The sequence below is a fragment of the Enterobacter cloacae complex sp. 370H10 genome (assembly GCF_050031535.1).
Classification (GTDB): domain Bacteria; phylum Pseudomonadota; class Gammaproteobacteria; order Enterobacterales; family Enterobacteriaceae; genus Enterobacter; species Enterobacter intestinihominis.
In genome coordinates, this window is the sequence record NZ_JBLGWG010000001.1 from 565,056 (window position 1) to 580,626 (window position 15,571).

Consider the following 15,571-nt stretch of genomic DNA (forward strand, 5'->3'; position numbering starts at 1 on the left):
GGTGAAGTTGAGCTGACCAAAGTAATGAATTACTGAGTTAACTTACTCCGTGTCGATTAGCACCGACTAATGATCAAGCGGCGGTTTTTCGTATTACCCCATTCAGCCATGCCTCATCCCTGTCAGGGCGGTTATCCTGTGTCGTCCAAAGCGAAGCTATCTCAATCCCCGGAACCGCCCTCAGCAACTCCTGCAATCCCTCTTCATCCAGGTCCGTAAACCGTCTTTCACCCTGCACCCGCTCACCGTTGCCATACTTAAAGGACACGTACCAAACGCCGCCAGGCTTAAGCGCATCCGCAAGCTTCTGCATCACGGCAGGCAGCTCAGAAGAGGGGACATGCAGCAAAGAGGCACAACACCAGATCCCATCGTACTGTGCTTTACCGTCGATCTCTGAAAATGTCATCAGCTTCACGGGTAACCCGGTATGTTGCTTTGCCAGTTCCACCATCGCGGAAGAGGCATCAAAAGCATCCACCTGATACCCCATCTCATGAAATGCTTTTGCGTCTCGTCCTGAACCGCAGCCCGCATCCAGAACCCGGGCACCATGAGGCAGATGTTGGGTGAAGGCCTCGTAAAGCGGGGTCATATCGACATTGACCGTGCCATCGAAGAAATCCTGTGCGTGGTTCTGATAGTAGTGAAGTGTCATTAAAACGTCGCCTCGCCTTCCGCGTTGGGTTTCCAGGTATGGATAAGCTTGTCCAGCGCGGCCTGCCAGTTACGCTGAAGAAAGCTTCTCCGTGCTTCAGGACGTTGCCCTGTCTGTAGAACAATCGTCTCATGTAACGGCAGTTTGCTCTGAATAAAATACTCATTGCGGGTGTGTAACCGCTGCAGGAGCCTGAGGTCGGGAATGCGTGCAGATTTACCTTCGACGCCACGGTTACAACACCGGCAGGCCAGCACTAAGTTCCATACGCCGTTAATATTGCTCACTTCATGGCGGGCAGCCCAGGGAATAAAGTGGTCGACGTCCGCCAGTTCTGCATCTCCCGGTACCAGACTGATGGGTTTAAAGCAGTAAAAACACCGTCCTTTCTGGTAACCATTCAGGCTGTCGCGACAGCTGGTGATGTCTACGCGACGCGCGTTCACCCTTGTGAACAACAGCTGATTATCTTCATCGAACTCCACGCCCACAAGATTACGTGAAATCCCCATCGACCAGGCCTGTTCTACCAGGTTCCAGCGGGCATTGGTTTCAAAGGCGAGGTTTTTATACTGCAGGCGTTCGCCCAGTAAAAAGAAGTTATCCGTCAGGCGGATACCGTTGTTGGTTTTGCGCTCATCGAGGAAAAAACGTTTATCGATCTCGCCCTGGTTTACGTAGTGAAAGGCATCGATCACGTTGTTAAAGCCAAGGCGCACCGTCGCTTCAATGAGTTGGGCATGGGTGATTTCCCCTCGGTTGAACTTCAGGCAGGTTTCCAGAAATTGGCTGCTGCGGGAGGTGATCTGTTTTGGCGCGTGCTTCAGGTGCTCGCAAAGATAGCGGCTGAACGGCACCGCAAGCTGGTCGAGCGTAATCAAATCGCTGCCCGTCTTATCCACTTCATACAACGCTGACGCCAGCGCAAATTTGTAAGATGCGACGTTCCTTCCAAAGAGGATCACACCACGCCAGTAGTTCTCAAGCGTCGGATCGGCCTGATAAAATTCCATCGATGAAGTCCTGTTACGGTTGGCTGGGCAGGGCGTTACTAAAGCCTGTAACAGGATCACATAACAAAATCAGGGTGATGTAAATCGTTAATCTATAGGTTTGATGAATTTTTGAGAGGTCTGAGAGGAAGTTATCGGGACAACCGATACGGCATTAGCGCAGGTTTATAAACGAACAGATATCTGGAAGAGGTGAGTTGAACAGGTTTCCAGCCAAAGCGTTGTCATTCCTCGAATTAAAACCCTATTTCCTGAATCCTCCTCGCAAATTCTAAATTTACCCCACACCAAACCGCTGTATTTATATTCAGCCCTGTATAATGGGCACCAGAAATTACGCCGAACGGCAAAGGAAGTATCAAAGAATATTTAAAGAAGAATTCGCGATATGAAGGTGCTGCAACACCCCCATACCGCTAACCACCAACAACTACGGAGAAGTTGAAAATGGCTGCGACGAATTTTAAGCCAGAGTTTACCGTTTGCAAAACAGAATCAGACGCTTTCACCGGCATGATTGAAAACCGCGAGCTGGTACGCAAAAACAGCGCCCGCCGTCTGCACGGCAACCCGCCCAACGCGGCGCCCGTCCACCCTCGCGCGGAAACGCCGCAGGACAGTGCCGCTTGCTGCGAACTGTATGCACGCATAGACATGAAATACCTTCTCCTAGGCGGCGACTGGTTAACCCGTGCAGGCTTTATCAACGGTATGCCTGTGAAAATCCGCGCCATGAAAGACTGCATCGTGATTACGCCACAGCATACAAGAGAATTATGGGGATGTCTGGAAGGTATGAGTGTGGTGAATATAAATAAGCAGAAAGTCGTGCAGTGGTTAAAAACGTTTCCGGGCGCGTTGAATGATACGGGAGATATACCTATGGTGAAGCGCGGAAATGGTCTGGCTGAATAATAATTTCTAAATTCTCCCTTCATTATTCCTGTAAAAGGATAAATTAATACGGACAAGAGTATTAATGTCCGTATTTTTTATTTTTTAAATGAATTATCTGTCTCCGCTGGTGCACTCAATAAATCGGTTGTAACATTCCCTGCAAAGCGACAGGGAGGATTGCTATGCAGATTTGTAGGATGGATTACAACGATGTCTCAGCCGATGGAAGAAGGCTGAAACTACACGTTTATGGCGTTGGGACGTTTCCCGTTTTTTCAGGGATAGAACCCGTAACCAATATTGCAGAGTGCGCCTTTATCAGGAATGCAGCATTACCTGTGGGTACGTACTGGATCGTTGATGCACCGGAAGGCAGTATTGCTAATCGGGTTGAGCGGTTTGTAAAAGACTTCAAGAACGGGACCGATCATTCTGAATGGTTCGGCTTGTTTAATGCTTCGACCATGGCCGATAACGTATTTGTGAATGGGGTCGACAGAGGCTCATTTCGACTTCATCCATTGAGGCCGAATGGTGAGGGAGAGTCGTGGGGATGCATAACGTTCTATAATATCCCTGATTTTCAACTGGTCAGACAATCTTTGCTTGCACGTAAGAAGATTCGTGTTCCTGGTGGTAAAGGGTTGATGGCATATGGACGTATTGATGTGACAGGAAGGGCTGATTATGCTTCATGCAAAGTTAAAAAATAATATCCTGATTGGTCTGGCATGCCTCATTGCTTCCTTCTTTATCGTCCTGTTTCCTCTGGGAGGCTTGCTCGATTACTTGTCTCAAGCCAGCAATGATTTTTTAAATCGCACCGGTTTGGGGTTTGCTGATGGTGAAGCAGACCCATCATTCCTGTGGGTGTTGGGGGGGATGATGGTCGTCGTTACCGCGCTACTGATGATTATCATCCGAAAGATATGTAACCTGAAGCAGGGATGAAATATTTCATAGCCGCTTTCTAAAACAATTAAGCGGCTTCGTGCCAATCCCACGCACTCCACCGCTAAACCTACTTTAACTAAACACCGGCACCCCCAGCCCAACCTTCACCTCCCTCAACGTCTCATGCGTCACCCCCTGCGCCCGTTCGGTCCCGCGCTTCAGCATCGCCATTAGCTCCCCCTTGTCCTGCATATACATCGCCCGCCGCTCCCGCATCGGCGCAATCAGCTCCTGCAAACACACCTCCAGCTCGTTCTTACATACCCGATCCCCCAGCCCGCCCGCCTGATAGTGCGCCTTCATCGCCGCCACTTTATCCTTGTCCGGATGAAACGCGTCGAGGTACGTAAACACCACGTTCCCCTCAATTTGCCCCGGGTCGCTCACCTTCAGGTGGTTCGGGTCGGTGTACATGGCGCTGACCGCACGGTGGATCGTCTCTTCGCTGGCCGAAAGGTGCAGCGTGTTGCCCAGCGATTTCGACATCTTGGCGCTGCCGTCGATGCCGGGCAGGCGGCTGGTGTCGCTCAGCATCGCCCTGCAGTGGAGCAGCACCGGGGCGGGCAGCAGGCTGTTCATCTTGTGCACAATCTCGTTGGTCTGCTCAATCATCGGCAACTGGTCGTCGCCGACGGGCACGCACTCGGCCTTAAACGCGGTGATGTCCGCCGCCTGGCTGATGGGGTAGGCCATAAACCCGACCGGCAGCGAGCGGGCGAAGCCCTTCTGCGCAATCTCGTTTTTCACCGTCGGGTTACGCTCCACGCGGGCGACGGTGACGATGTTCATATACAGCATCGTCAGCTCGGCGAGGGCGGGCAGGGCGGATTGCAGGCAGATAGTGGTCAGGTTCGGGTCGATGCCGGCGGCGAGGTAGTCGGCCAGCACTTCGGGGATGTTGTCGCGAATTTTTTGCGGGTTGCTGCCGTTGTCGGTCAGCCCCTGAAGGTCAGCAATCAGCACAAACTGGTTGTGCGTCTGCTGCAGCGCCACACGTTGGCGCAGCGATCCGACGAAGTGGCCAAGGTGCAGCGGGCCGGTTGGGCGATCGCCGGTGAGGATGGTTGGTGTGTTCATAAAGACTCCTTAATGTGCAATTGCCGAAAGGGGTCTTAGAAAAGTGAAAGCCGCCTTTCGGCGGCTATCAGAAAATGGGGAAAACTACTCCGTGCCGCCTTAAGAAGGCAGCCACCAGCGGTTTACGGTGAGCACGGCGTGGTTTATGTTCATCTCTTTACCGTACCACGTCCGGCGCGAAAAACAAAAGGGCACGTCATGCTGCAATCTCTCAATCATCTGACCCTCGCGGTCAGCGACCTGCAAAAAAGCGTCACCTTCTGGCACGAGCTGCTGGGGCTTGCGCTGCACGCCCGCTGGAATACCGGGGCCTATCTCACCTGCGGCGATCTATGGGTCTGCCTGTCCTACGACGAGGCGCGCCAGTACGTGCCACCGCAGGAGAGCGACTACACCCACTACGCGTTTACCGTGGCGGAAGAGGATTTTGAACCGCTCTCGCAAAGGCTTGAGCAGGCGGGCGTCACCGTCTGGAAGCAGAACAAAAGCGAGGGGGCGTCGTTCTATTTCCTCGACCCGGACGGGCACAAGCTGGAGCTGCACGTGGGCAGCCTCGCCGCTCGGCTGGCGGCGTGTCGCGAGAAGCCCTATGCGGGCATGGTGTTTACCTCAGACGAGGCTTGAGGCGCGCACCTTCAGCCTGCCCGCCAGCGTCACGTGCGTGGCGGCATCTTCCTGATTGCACAGGTACTCCACCGCCAGCCGTCCCAGCTCGCTGTAGGGCAACTGGATACTGGTCAGCGGCGGGGTGAGCTGTTCGGAAATCTTCTGGTCGTCGTAGCCCGCCAGCAGCATGTCCTGCGGGATACGCACGCCATTCACCGCCAGCGCCTGGTAGCAGCCAATCGCCAGCCAGTCGCTGGCACAGAAAATGGCGTCCGGGCGTTCGGTCAGTTCCAGCAGGGACGTGGTGGCAGTAAAGGACTCGCTGAACTGCCAGTTGGTCTGGCGCACCAGGTCGTCGTCACACGCGAGTCCGGCCTGCTGTAATGCCGCCTGATAGCCCGCCAGACGCTGGCGCGAGGCCTCCATCCAGCTCTCGCCGGTGATGTGGGCGATGCGCGTGGCCCCGCAGGCGATGAGGTGTTTAGTCACCTGGAAGGCGTTGGCGTAGTCGTCCGGGATAAACGACGGCAGCAGCGGCGAGCCAGGGTCGCGCTGGTTGAGCAGCACCAGCGGGATGCGGGTACAGTCCTGAAATGGCGTCATATCGACGACGTTCGTGACCGGAGAGGCAAGGATAATCCCGATGCAGTTGCGCTTGCCCAGCTGGCGGATGATGTTCAGGGCCAGCTCCACGTCGTCGCCGTAGTCGTAGACGGTGAGCAGCGTCTCGTTGCGCCACGCCGCTTCACGCGCCTGGCTGATGGCGTCGATAAACGGGTCGAAGCTCTGCAACGAGCTGACCAGCAGGGCGATCTCCTCCTGGTTGCGCGGAGCGTGAATGGCAGGAAGACGGTCGTAGCCGAGCTCGGTAGCGACGTTGATCACCCGCTGACGGGTGTCGTCGCTGAGCTTGATGTTGCGGGACTGGTTAAGCACCAGCGATACCGTCGCCTGCGACACGCCCGCCGCCCGCGCAATATCGTTCATCGTCACTTTCGTTTTTCGCTTCATCCGTCCTCTCCCTTTCGCGAATTCGCATCATACCCTAACCGCACGCTTTAGCGCCGCCGATCACGTTTCTCATTCATAGAAGCGTGAACTTTGTGAGAGGCGTCGCTTTTCTTTGCACCGCGATTTGCGCATTTATCCCACAGCTAATATTTATTAGCTAAACATTATCAGCAAGAGGATGCGTAATGAAAGAGCAGTGGAGTAAAGAACAGGCACAGGCGTGGTATCAGCAAAAAGGCTGGCTGTGCGGGTTCAACTATCTGCCGTCGACAGCGGTGAACTGGACCGATATCTGGCAGGAAGAGACCTTCGATGCCGCCACTATCGACCGCGAGCTGGGCTGGGCGGCGGACGCGGGCTATAACACCCTGCGCATCAACCTGCCGTTTATCGTATGGGAGCACGACCGCGACGGGCTGATGGCGCGCATCGACCGCTTTTTGACGATTGCCGACGACCAAGGGTTCAGCACCATGCTGACCCTGATGGACGACTGCGGCTTCTCCGGCGACGAGCCGTACCTCGGCCCGCAAAAGCCGCCCGTACCGGGCAAACACAACAGCCAGGCGGCGGCGAGCCCGGGGCGCGATAAGGTGTGCGATCGCGACTGCTGGCCACAGATTGAGCGCTATATCCGCGACGTTGTGCGCCAGTTCCGCGAGGATAAGCGCGTATTGCTGTGGGATCTGTATAACGAGCCGGGCAACCGCGGCATTTTCGCGACGGGCACCGAAGAGGTGTTGTACGACGAGAAGCTGGAAACCTGCGCGCACGAGTTGATGAAGCTGGCGTTCCGCTGGGTGCGTGAGGAAGATCCGACCCAGCCGCTTACCGTCTGCGCCTGGCGTCTGCCGGCGGAAGAGGAGGGCGAGACGTTTTATCAGCACCCGCTGGACCAGACCGCGCTGGAACTGTCGGACGTGGTGAGCTATCACGCCTACACCAATACCGGGCGCATGACGGCGATTATCCAGCAACTTCAGGCGCTGGGCCGCCCAATCTTCTGCACCGAATGGCTGGCGCGTCACGTGGGCGGCACCATCGAAGAGCAGCTCCCGCTGATGTACATGGCAAAGGTCGCGCCGTATCAGTGGGGGCTGGTGCGCGGTAAAACCCAGACCTGGCTGCCGTGGCCGGTGGTGATGAAGGAGTCCACGGACTACTGCCGCCTGTGGTTCCACGACGTGTTCGAGGAGAACGGTATCCCGTTTTCACGCGCTGAAATCGCGCTGATGAAGAAGCTGCGCAATATCGCCCCGGATCCGCAGGGCTAATAATAACGACCCGGCGCGCTGTCGCCGGGCAACCAGGTACGCACTATGGCAATGACAATGAAAATACCGTCTCGCGAGTTATGGTCCTACTTTGGCTATGGTTTAGGTCAGTGTTTTAGCTTTGGTTTAGTGGGTTCGTTTATAAACTATTTTTACACCGACGTGCTGGGGATCTCGGCGCTGGCGGCAAGTACCATCTTCCTGATTGCCCGCGCGTGGGACGCGGTTCACGATCCGCTGTTTGCCAGCATTATGGACACCATTAATAGCCGGTTTGGCAAGTTTCGCCACTTTTTACTGATTGCGCCGCTGCTGATTACCGGCGTCACCCTGCTGGCGTTCTATAAAATCGAAGCGGACATGACCACCAAAATCCTCTACGCCGGGGTGACGTATATCCTGTGGGGGACGCTGTACGCCATCTCCGATATCCCGTTCTGGTCGATGTCGTCGGTGATGACCAACGACTCCGGCCAGCGCACCCGCGCGGTAACGGCGGCGATGCTCGGGGTGAACGCCGGGATTGCCTGCGCCAATATCTTCTTCCCGAAGCTGGCGGCGTTCTTCGCCCAGTACAGCAACGATAAAGGCTACTTTATGGCGGCGCTGGTGATGATGCTGGTGGGCCTGCCGCTGATGCTCAACGGCTTTATGCAGATCAAAGAGCGCGTCCCGCCCAGCCCGGAAAAGGTGACGATGCGCGACACCTTCCACAACCTGCGCCAGAACAAGCCGCTGTTTATCGTCCTGCTGTCGTTCTTTTTCTGCGTGTTCCATAACGTGGCGGGCGGACTCTATATCTACTTCTTTATCAACAACATGGGCGACGGCAGCCTGCAAATGGCAATTGGCGTGATGGGGATAGTGGCGGCGGTGCTGTGCCTGGTCGCCCCGCTGCTGACGCGCCGGATGCAGAAGCGGAAGCTGTTTATGATCCTCTGCGGGCTGGACGTGGCGGTGCGCGTGGTGATGTGGTTCACGGGCTATCAGCACACGGCGCTGCTGTTTATCCTGCTCGGCCTGAGCACGCTGTTCGTGATGATGACCAACATCCTCACCTCGTCGATGATTGCCGACACCATCGAGTACGCGGAGTACCACACCCACAAGCGCTGTGCGGCGATCACCTTCTCCGGGCAGACCTTTACCGGCAAGATGTCGGTGGCGGTGGGCGGCGGGTTAATCGGCGTGTTTCTGACGATGATCAACTATGTGCCGCAGGCGCAGATCCAGAGCGAAGGCGTACTGTCGGGGCTGTTCTTCGGGATTTGCCTGCTGCCGGCGATTGGGTCGCTGATCCGCATGGGCTTTATGTCGCGCTTTACCTTTACCGAGGAGAAGCATGCGGAGATTTGTCGGCTGCTGGCGGAGCGGAATGCGTCTGCGAAAGCGCCGGGTGGTGGCTGCGCCTTACCCGGCCTACAGGACCAGCCCTTGTAGGCCTGATAAGCGAAGCGCCATCAGGCTTCGCGTAATGACTTACAGCGACTTCACAAACGCCAGCAGATCTTCGTTGAGCTGATCCTGGTGGGTCAGCGCGAAGCCGTGCGGCGCGTTGTCGTACACCTTCAGCGTGGCGTTTTTGATCATCTCCGCCGCCAGCTTGCCGGTGCTTTCAAACGGCACGATTTGGTCGTTGCTGCCGTGGATCACCAGCGTCGGCACGTCGATTTTCGCCATATCCGGGCGGAAGTCGGTTTCGGCGAAGGCGGTCACGCAATCGATGGTGCCCTTCAGGGACGCCAGCAGGGCGATGTTCAGCGTCTGCGTCAGGGCACCCGCGGAAACGGTCTGTCCGGCGTTGGTGCCGTAGAACGGGGTGGCGAAGTCGCTGATGAACTGGGCGCGATCTTTACGCAGTCCGTCTCGGATGCCGTCGAACACGCTCTGATCCACACCCTGCGGGAAGGAGTCAGATTTGCCGAAGATTGGCGTCACCGCGCCCAGCAACGCCAGACCAGCCACGCGTTCGCTGCCGTAGTTGTTGATGTAGCGGGTCACGTCGCCGCCGCCCATGGAGAAGCCCACCAGCGTTACGTCGCGCAGATCCAGGGTAGTAATCAGGTCGTTAATGTCGGACGCAAAGGTGTCGTAGTCATAGCCGTTCCACGGCTGATCCGAACGCCCAAAGCCGCGACGGTCAAAGGCGATGGCGCGGAAGCCGCGCTCGGCCAGGTAGTTTAGCTGGCTGTCCCACATGTCGCCGTCCAGCGGCCAGCCGTGGCTGAAGAGGATCGGTTTGCCCGCGCCGCAGTCTTTGTAGTAAATCTGCGTGCCGTCTTTTGCCTTAAACAGTGCCATAGTGTGTTCCTGTGCAGGTGATTGTTATGGTTATACCGGCGCGACCAGATAGCGAATTGCCGGTGATGTTGTGCCCTGATGAAAAGCCAGAACGCGGCTCTGCAACAGGAGGTCATTCATGGTGTGGCGTTCCTGCTGGCGCAAATGCTCAATCCAGGAACCCATCAGGAAGGTCTCGATAAACAGCCCTGGACGTTCGATATCCTCGTACACCGCCCAGCTCATCGCTCCGGCGCGGCGGCGCACCCGGCGTAGCTCGTGCACGGCCTGCAAAAACGCTTTCGCGTTCTGTGGGTCGATGATGTACTCGTGCGACACCAGCACCGGGCCGCGCTCGTTCGGGAGTTCAATCTCCACGCCGTCCAGCGGCTGCTCGCTCAGGTCGAGATTTAAATTCGGATCTTTCTCCAGCTTCCAGCGGAACGCCGTCGCGCTTGCCAGCACCATCCCCAGCGTGGCAACCACCAGCGAGGTCGGGGTGCCGAACTGCGAGGCGATCTGCCCCCAGACGGCGCTGCCTGCGGTCATCGAGCCGAAGAACACCGTCAGATACACAGCCAGCGCCCGGGCTTTTACCCAGCGGGCGGCGCTGCGCTGTGCGCCAAGGTTGAGGGTGGAGAGCACCGCAATCCACGCGAAGCCGGTGAAGAACTCAAACAGGTTCAGCAGCCAGACGTGGCGCACGAACGCCAGCGCCAGCATGGTGAGGGCAAACGTCAGGCTGGCGGCCACCATCAGCCGATCGGCATTCAGCCGCTGGCGCAGGCGCGGCAGCAGGATCGCCCCGGCAATCGCCCCCAGGCCGATACACGCCAGCATCACGCCGTAGCCCGCCGGGCCTAAGCCCAGCTCGTGGCGCGCCACCAGTGGCAGTAACGCCCAGCCCGCGCTGCCGAAAACGAAGAACGCCACGGTACGCACCAGCACGTTGCGCAGCACCGGGGCGGCGTGCACGTAGCGAATGCCGGACCGCACCGCCGAGAAGAAGTGCTCCGGCGGCAGCCGCTGCACGGAAGGCGCCGGACGCCAGCGCCACAGCACCCACGCCACGCCGACCACGGATAGCGCGTTAAGCGCAAACACCATCCACGGCCCGGCCAGCGACAGCAGGAAACCGCCCAGCGCCGGGCCAATCGCCCGGCTGATGTTGACCCCGAGCGAGTTAAGCGCCACGGCGGAACCCAGCTCGGGCTTGCTCACCAGGTCAGGCACAATCGCCTGAAACGGCGGCGAACTCATGGCCGCGCCCACGCTCAGCAGAAACGTTGCCGCCAGCAGAACGGTGGGGGTGACGTGTCCGGTAAAAGAGAGCAGCGTCAGCCCGGCAGCGGCGATGAACACCCACAGCTGGGAGAAGAGCAGGTATTTTCGTCGGTCAACGATGTCCGCCATCACCCCGGACGGCAGGGCGAAGAGGAACATCGGCAGGCTGCTGGCCGCCTGCACCAGCGCGATATCCAGCGGATCGGCGCTGAGCGTCAGCATGCTCCAGTTGATGCCGACGTCGCTCATCCATGAGCCGACGTTAGAGACCACCGTGGCGATCCACAGCATGCGGAACACCGGCTGGCTCAGCGGCTGCCAGGGCGAAGCCGCCGATGCGGGCGTCGTCTCGACGTGTGCGTCGCGAACGTCGTTAACCTGGGTCATGCGAACCTCTCCGTCGTCTTACGCTGCAGCCGCCACTGGCCCGGTCCGGTGAGGGCGAGGGTGGTGAAGATAATCAGCAGCAGCCAGCCAAACTGCCCTTCGGCAATCGACCAGTCCGGGTGCACCGCCAGCATCGCCACCAGCAGCACGGCGATAATCGGCAGGCACGCCAGGCGGGTGTAAACCCCTGCAATGATAAACAGCGGGCAGATGGCCTCGGCGACGATCGCCGGGATCAGGCTCGCGTAAGGTCCGAAACCAAACGGATCTTCGATGCGCGTCAGCTCTTCGCTGAAGTGGAGCACCTTCGGCAGGCCGTGCACGTACAGCAGCAGCAGGCTGCCGGTCAGGCGCAGGAAGAACAGCCCCGGATCGATCCGGGGTGAAGCGTCATTATGTTTCATCAGAATGCAAAGCAGCTGCAGCCCAGCGCCCCCCAGAAAGCGTTATCGTCGGACACTGGCATCTCTGACGTGCGGGCGAAATCATGCTGGTGGCTATGAACCCCGCACGGGCCGCTGCAGTGGTGGACGGCGCTCATGCCGACGCGTGCGGCCTGCGGCGGCGCGCTGCGGTAGTGGCCCGGCACTTTCACCACCGGGGACCACTCGGGCAGGACCGGAATGGCGGGCGGCGCGAGCGGGCCAAAGCTGCCAGCGGCGTAGACGATATCGCCGTTGACCACGGTGAGGACGGACTCGATGCCCTTGATCTCCTCTTCCGGCACGCGGAAGTAATCTTTGCTGAGCACCGCCAGATCCGCGAGCTGGCCCGTTTTGATCTGCCCCTTCTGGTTCTGCTCGCTGGAGAACCACGCGCTGCCCTGGGTCCAGAGCATCAGGGCGGTATCGCGATCCAGACGGGCGCTGTGATCGTACATCTGCATTCCGCCAACGGTGCGGCCGGAGACCAGCCAGTAGAGCGCGGTCCACGGGTTATAGCTCGCCACGCGGGTGGCGTCGGTGCCTAAGCCCACCGGCACGCCGGTCTCCAGCATTTTCGCCACCGGCGGCGTGTGGCGGGTGGCTTCGATGCCGTAGCGCTCGGCGAAGTATTCCCCCTGGAAGGCCATGCGGTGCTGCACGGCAATGCCGCCGCCCAGTTCTTTGATGCGGTCGATGTTGGCCTGTGACACGGTTTCGGCGTGGTCGAAGAACCAGTGCAGCCCGTTGAACGGAATGTCGCGGTTCACCTTCTCGAACACGTCCAGCATGCGGCTGATGGATTCGTTATAGGTGGCGTGCAGGCGGAACGGCCAGCGGTGTTCGACCAGATGGCGCACCACGCGCTCCAGCTCGTCCTCCATGCCCGGCGCGAGATCCGGGCGCGGCTCGAGGAAGTCTTCAAAATCGGCGGCGGAGAAGACCAGCATCTCGCCCGCGCCGTTGTGGCGGAAGAAGTCGCTGCCCTGGCCCGGCGTGAGCATGTCGGTCCATTTTTCAAAATCTTCCAGCTCGTGGCCCGGACGCTGGGTAAACAGGTTGTAGGCGATGCGGATGGTCATCTGCTTTTTCTCGTGCAGCTCGGCAATTACCTCGTAATCTTCCGGGTAGTTCTGGAAGCCGCCGCCCGCGTCGATGGCACTGGTCAGCCCCAGGCGGTTCAGCTCGCGCATGAACTGGCGCGTGGAGTTGACCTGCTGCTCCAGCGGCAGCTTCGGCCCTTTGGCGAGGGTTGAGTACAGGATCATGGCGTTCGGGCGGGCGATCAGCATCCCGGTCGGGTTGCCGTTGGCGTCGCGCTGGATCTCCCCGCCCGGCGGATTCGGCGTGTCCCTGGTGTAGCCGACCACCTTCAGCGCGGCGCGGTTGAGCAGGGCGCGGTCGTACAGGTGCAGGATGAAAACCGGCGTATCCGGCGCGGCGTCGTTGATCTCGTCTAAAGTTGGCATACGGCGCTCGGCAAACTGGAACTCGCTCCAGCCGCCCACCACGCGCACCCACTGGGGCGACGGCGTGCGCAGGGCCTGCTCTTTCAGCATGCGCAGGGCATCTGCCAGGGACGGTACGCCTTCCCAGCGCAGCTCGAGGTTGTAATTCAGCCCGCCGCGGATCAGGTGCAGGTGCGAGTCGTTCAGGCCGGGGATAGCGGTGTGGCCTTTTAAGTCGACCATCTTAGTGCCGTCGCAGTGGTGTTGCATCACCTCGGCGACGGTGCCCACTTCCAGGAATTTCCCGTCGCGCACGGCAACGGCTTCCGCGAGAGGGTTCTCGCGATCGACGGTGTGAAACTGGCCGTTAACCAGAATGAGATCGGCTTTACCGAGAGTAACCATAACTGCTCCAGACTGAGAGGGGAATGGTCAGGATTATGGGAACCGGTTTCGGGAAAGATCCAGTTATACAATAGGATAGGTATACCAAAGTATAACTATACCTAAGGTTAACTATACGAAGAGATAATTACGCCCCGGCGGCGCGGGTCATAGGATGAATGCGATTTTATCGGCGTGCCTTTCGCGACGATTTTAACCTTTAACCTCACTGGATAATCTTATGACCACTACAAAGCTCGAAGTCTTAACCCCTGCCAACTGTCAGATCATCTTCATCGACCACCAGCCGCAGATGGCGTTTGGCGTGCAGTCTATTGACCGCCAGGTGCTGAAAAACAACACCGTGGCGCTGGCGAAAGCGGCAAAAGTGTTCAACATCCCGACCATCATCACCACCGTAGAGACCGAAAGCTTCTCCGGTAACACCTATCCGGAGCTGCTGGATGTGTTCCCGGGCCAGGACATTCTGGAGCGTACCTCCATGAACTCCTGGGACGACCAGAAGGTGCGTGACGCGCTGAAGGCTAACGGCAAGAAGAAGGTGGTTGTCGCGGGCCTGTGGACCGAAGTGTGCAACAACAGCTTTGCCCTGTGCGCGATGCTGGAAGGGGACTACGAAATTTATATGGTGGCGGACGCGTCCGGCGGCACCTCCAAAGAAGCCCACGACTTCGCGATGCAGCGCATGATCCAGGCGGGCGTGATCCCGGTGACCTGGCAGCAGGTGATGCTGGAGTGGCAGCGTGACTGGGCGCATAAAGAGACCTACACCGCGGTGATGGATATCGTGCGCGAGCACTCCGGTGCGTACGGCATGGGCGTGGATTACGCCTACACCATGGTGCACAAAGCGCCGTCTCGCCAGAAGAGCGAGCACCGTACCTTAGCGCCGGTTCCGGCACGCTAAATCCCGGCGGCGGGCTGGTCCCTCATCCGGCTCGTCACTGCCTTTTTCTCTGGAGTTCACAATGAGTACAGGGTTGATATCCCTCGCGGCAGGCGTGCTGATTGGCCTGATGTATGCCGTGCTGAAGGTGCGTTCCCCCGCGCCGCCCGCGCTGGCGCTGATTGGCCTGCTGGGTATGCTGGCAGGGGAACAGGCGATGCGTCATCTTTTATCCCGCGATAATCCCGCTGGCGTGCAGGTGACGGTTCCCCACGTTCAGCACCTGACCGGAGCGTCATCATGAAGGCCTGGATTATTTCGCTGGTGTGCGGGGTCGCGGCTGGGGTAATTTACGCCCTGCTCGACGTGCATTCCCCGGCGCCGCCGGTCGTCGCGCTGCTTGGCCTGTTCGGCATGCTGGTGGGTGAACAACTGATCCCCATCGGACGGCGTCTGGTGAGCCGCGAACCGCTGACCCTGGCCTGGTTTCGTCATGAATGCGTACCGAAAATCAGCGGTACCGCGCCCCCAACGCCCGCGAAGGAAAGCCGCGACGCGTAACGAATTGTTTGAGGAAAGACAGCATGACGCTGCCGTGGCGCATTGCCATCATTGATGACGAACGCTCTGTTCGCAGCGGGCTCAGTAACCTGCTGCAATCGGAAGGGTATGCTACCGATACCTTCGATTCGGCAGAGGTGTTTTTGAGCCACCCTCTCGCCCTGTCCGGCGCGTCGCTGGTGATCACCGACATCAAGCTGCGCGGCATGAACGGGATCGAGCTGTTTGAGAAGCTGCGGTTGCTGGCCACGCCGCCGCCGCCAATACTGTTTATCTCCGGCCATGCGGATGAAAATATGCAGCGGTATGCACTCAGCCTGGGCGCCGCTGCATTTTTGCGTAAGCCGATTAACATCGATATTCTGCTGGATCATATTCAGCGGGAGCTGACCCGCCGACAATAAGGAT

Annotated in this window: 18 protein-coding genes; 10 read left to right on the forward strand and 8 right to left on the reverse strand. The window is 58.5% G+C overall.

All coding sequences use genetic code 11. The features are described from left to right. Window positions 1-73: 73 nt before the first annotated feature. Both ACQG2Q_RS02680 and ACQG2Q_RS02685 read right to left on the reverse strand, forming a co-directional pair. Window positions 74-658 carry a class I SAM-dependent methyltransferase gene (locus ACQG2Q_RS02680; protein ID WP_063849857.1) on the reverse strand — a complete coding sequence of 195 codons (585 nt, stop codon included), beginning with the start codon at window positions 656-658 and terminating at the stop codon, window positions 74-76. Next, window positions 658-1,671 (reverse strand): HNH endonuclease domain-containing protein, encoded by a 1,014-nt coding sequence (locus ACQG2Q_RS02685; RefSeq protein WP_063849858.1) that lies wholly within the window; start codon window positions 1,669-1,671, stop codon window positions 658-660. Before ACQG2Q_RS02685 ends, ACQG2Q_RS02680 begins: the two co-directional genes overlap by 1 nt. Before the next feature lie 447 nt (window positions 1,672-2,118). Between ACQG2Q_RS02685 and ACQG2Q_RS02690 the strand changes: the two genes are divergently transcribed. The 3 genes from ACQG2Q_RS02690 to ACQG2Q_RS02700 all read left to right on the forward strand — a co-directional run bounded on the left by ACQG2Q_RS02690 (window position 2,119) and on the right by ACQG2Q_RS02700 (window position 3,519). Beyond that, window positions 2,119-2,586, forward strand: coding sequence for a SymE family type I addiction module toxin (locus ACQG2Q_RS02690; protein ID WP_074169630.1), 468 nt, complete (start codon window positions 2,119-2,121; stop codon window positions 2,584-2,586). Between the two features lie 164 nt (window positions 2,587-2,750). After that, window positions 2,751-3,281, forward strand: a complete 531-nt coding sequence (locus ACQG2Q_RS02695; protein WP_023295850.1) for a DUF2778 domain-containing protein — start codon at window positions 2,751-2,753, stop codon at window positions 3,279-3,281. Next, entirely contained in the window at window positions 3,256-3,519 is a 264-nt protein-coding gene (locus ACQG2Q_RS02700) for a hypothetical protein (RefSeq protein ID WP_063146616.1), read from the forward strand. Before ACQG2Q_RS02695 ends, ACQG2Q_RS02700 begins: the two co-directional genes overlap by 26 nt. Before the next feature lie 75 nt (window positions 3,520-3,594). On the opposite strand, the gene trpS is transcribed toward ACQG2Q_RS02700, so the two are convergent. Next, complete coding sequence (gene trpS, locus ACQG2Q_RS02705) at window positions 3,595-4,599, reverse strand: tryptophan--tRNA ligase (RefSeq protein ID WP_063849859.1); 1,005 nt, start codon at window positions 4,597-4,599, stop codon at window positions 3,595-3,597. A gap of 198 nt (window positions 4,600-4,797) precedes the next feature. Between trpS and fosA the strand changes: the two genes are divergently transcribed. Next, on the forward strand, window positions 4,798-5,223 hold the full coding sequence (fosA, locus tag ACQG2Q_RS02710) for a FosA/FosA2 family fosfomycin resistance glutathione transferase (protein WP_063441687.1): 426 nt from the start codon (window positions 4,798-4,800) through the stop codon (window positions 5,221-5,223). On the opposite strand, the gene ACQG2Q_RS02715 is transcribed toward fosA, so the two are convergent. Next, window positions 5,209-6,216: a LacI family DNA-binding transcriptional regulator gene (locus ACQG2Q_RS02715; RefSeq protein WP_063849860.1), complete on the reverse strand. Its 1,008-nt coding sequence runs from the start codon at window positions 6,214-6,216 to the stop codon at window positions 5,209-5,211. The genes fosA and ACQG2Q_RS02715 overlap by 15 nt on opposite strands. A gap of 185 nt (window positions 6,217-6,401) precedes the next feature. Between ACQG2Q_RS02715 and ACQG2Q_RS02720 the strand changes: the two genes are divergently transcribed. Together ACQG2Q_RS02720 and ACQG2Q_RS02725 are read left to right on the forward strand one after the other, a co-directional pair. Then, a complete protein-coding gene (locus ACQG2Q_RS02720) occupies window positions 6,402-7,490 on the forward strand; it encodes a cellulase family glycosylhydrolase (protein ID WP_063849861.1) in 1,089 nt (362 codons plus the stop codon). A 45-nt stretch (window positions 7,491-7,535) separates the two neighbouring features. Then, window positions 7,536-8,930: an MFS transporter gene (locus ACQG2Q_RS02725; protein ID WP_063849862.1), complete on the forward strand. Its 1,395-nt coding sequence runs from the start codon at window positions 7,536-7,538 to the stop codon at window positions 8,928-8,930. Window positions 8,931-8,969: 39 nt separating this feature from the next. Here the strand turns inward: ACQG2Q_RS02725 and ACQG2Q_RS02730 are convergent, their stop codons facing one another. From ACQG2Q_RS02730 to ACQG2Q_RS02745, 4 genes are read right to left on the reverse strand one after another with little or no spacing between them, the layout of a single operon-like run. Further along, on the reverse strand, window positions 8,970-9,791 hold the full coding sequence (locus ACQG2Q_RS02730; protein WP_022646918.1) for an alpha/beta fold hydrolase: 822 nt from the start codon (window positions 9,789-9,791) through the stop codon (window positions 8,970-8,972). Window positions 9,792-9,821: 30 nt separating this feature from the next. Further along, on the reverse strand, window positions 9,822-11,441 hold the full coding sequence (locus ACQG2Q_RS02735) for an MFS transporter (protein WP_063849863.1): 1,620 nt from the start codon (window positions 11,439-11,441) through the stop codon (window positions 9,822-9,824). Then, a complete protein-coding gene (locus ACQG2Q_RS02740) occupies window positions 11,438-11,845 on the reverse strand; it encodes a DoxX family protein (RefSeq protein WP_063849864.1) in 408 nt (135 codons plus the stop codon). Before ACQG2Q_RS02740 ends, ACQG2Q_RS02735 begins: the two co-directional genes overlap by 4 nt. Beyond that, a complete protein-coding gene (locus ACQG2Q_RS02745) occupies window positions 11,845-13,716 on the reverse strand; it encodes an amidohydrolase (RefSeq protein WP_022646921.1) in 1,872 nt (623 codons plus the stop codon). The genes ACQG2Q_RS02740 and ACQG2Q_RS02745 overlap by 1 nt, the downstream gene beginning before the upstream one ends. Window positions 13,717-13,936: 220 nt before the next feature. Here ACQG2Q_RS02745 and ACQG2Q_RS02750 point away from each other — a divergent pair, with 220 nt between their 5' ends. The 4 genes from ACQG2Q_RS02750 (at window position 13,937) to ACQG2Q_RS02765 (ending at window position 15,567) form a co-directional block, all read left to right on the forward strand. Beyond that, window positions 13,937-14,623, forward strand: a complete 687-nt coding sequence (locus ACQG2Q_RS02750) for a hydrolase (RefSeq protein WP_022646922.1) — start codon at window positions 13,937-13,939, stop codon at window positions 14,621-14,623. Window positions 14,624-14,684: 61 nt separating this feature from the next. Further along, on the forward strand, window positions 14,685-14,906 hold the full coding sequence (locus ACQG2Q_RS02755) for a DUF1427 family protein (RefSeq protein WP_022646923.1): 222 nt from the start codon (window positions 14,685-14,687) through the stop codon (window positions 14,904-14,906). Then, complete coding sequence (locus ACQG2Q_RS02760) at window positions 14,903-15,163, forward strand: XapX domain-containing protein (RefSeq protein ID WP_045621749.1); 261 nt, start codon at window positions 14,903-14,905, stop codon at window positions 15,161-15,163. The genes ACQG2Q_RS02755 and ACQG2Q_RS02760 overlap by 4 nt, the downstream gene beginning before the upstream one ends. Before the next feature lie 23 nt (window positions 15,164-15,186). Next, complete coding sequence (locus tag ACQG2Q_RS02765; protein WP_006810275.1) at window positions 15,187-15,567, forward strand: response regulator transcription factor; 381 nt, start codon at window positions 15,187-15,189, stop codon at window positions 15,565-15,567. The last annotated feature ends 4 nt before the right edge of the window (window positions 15,568-15,571 follow it).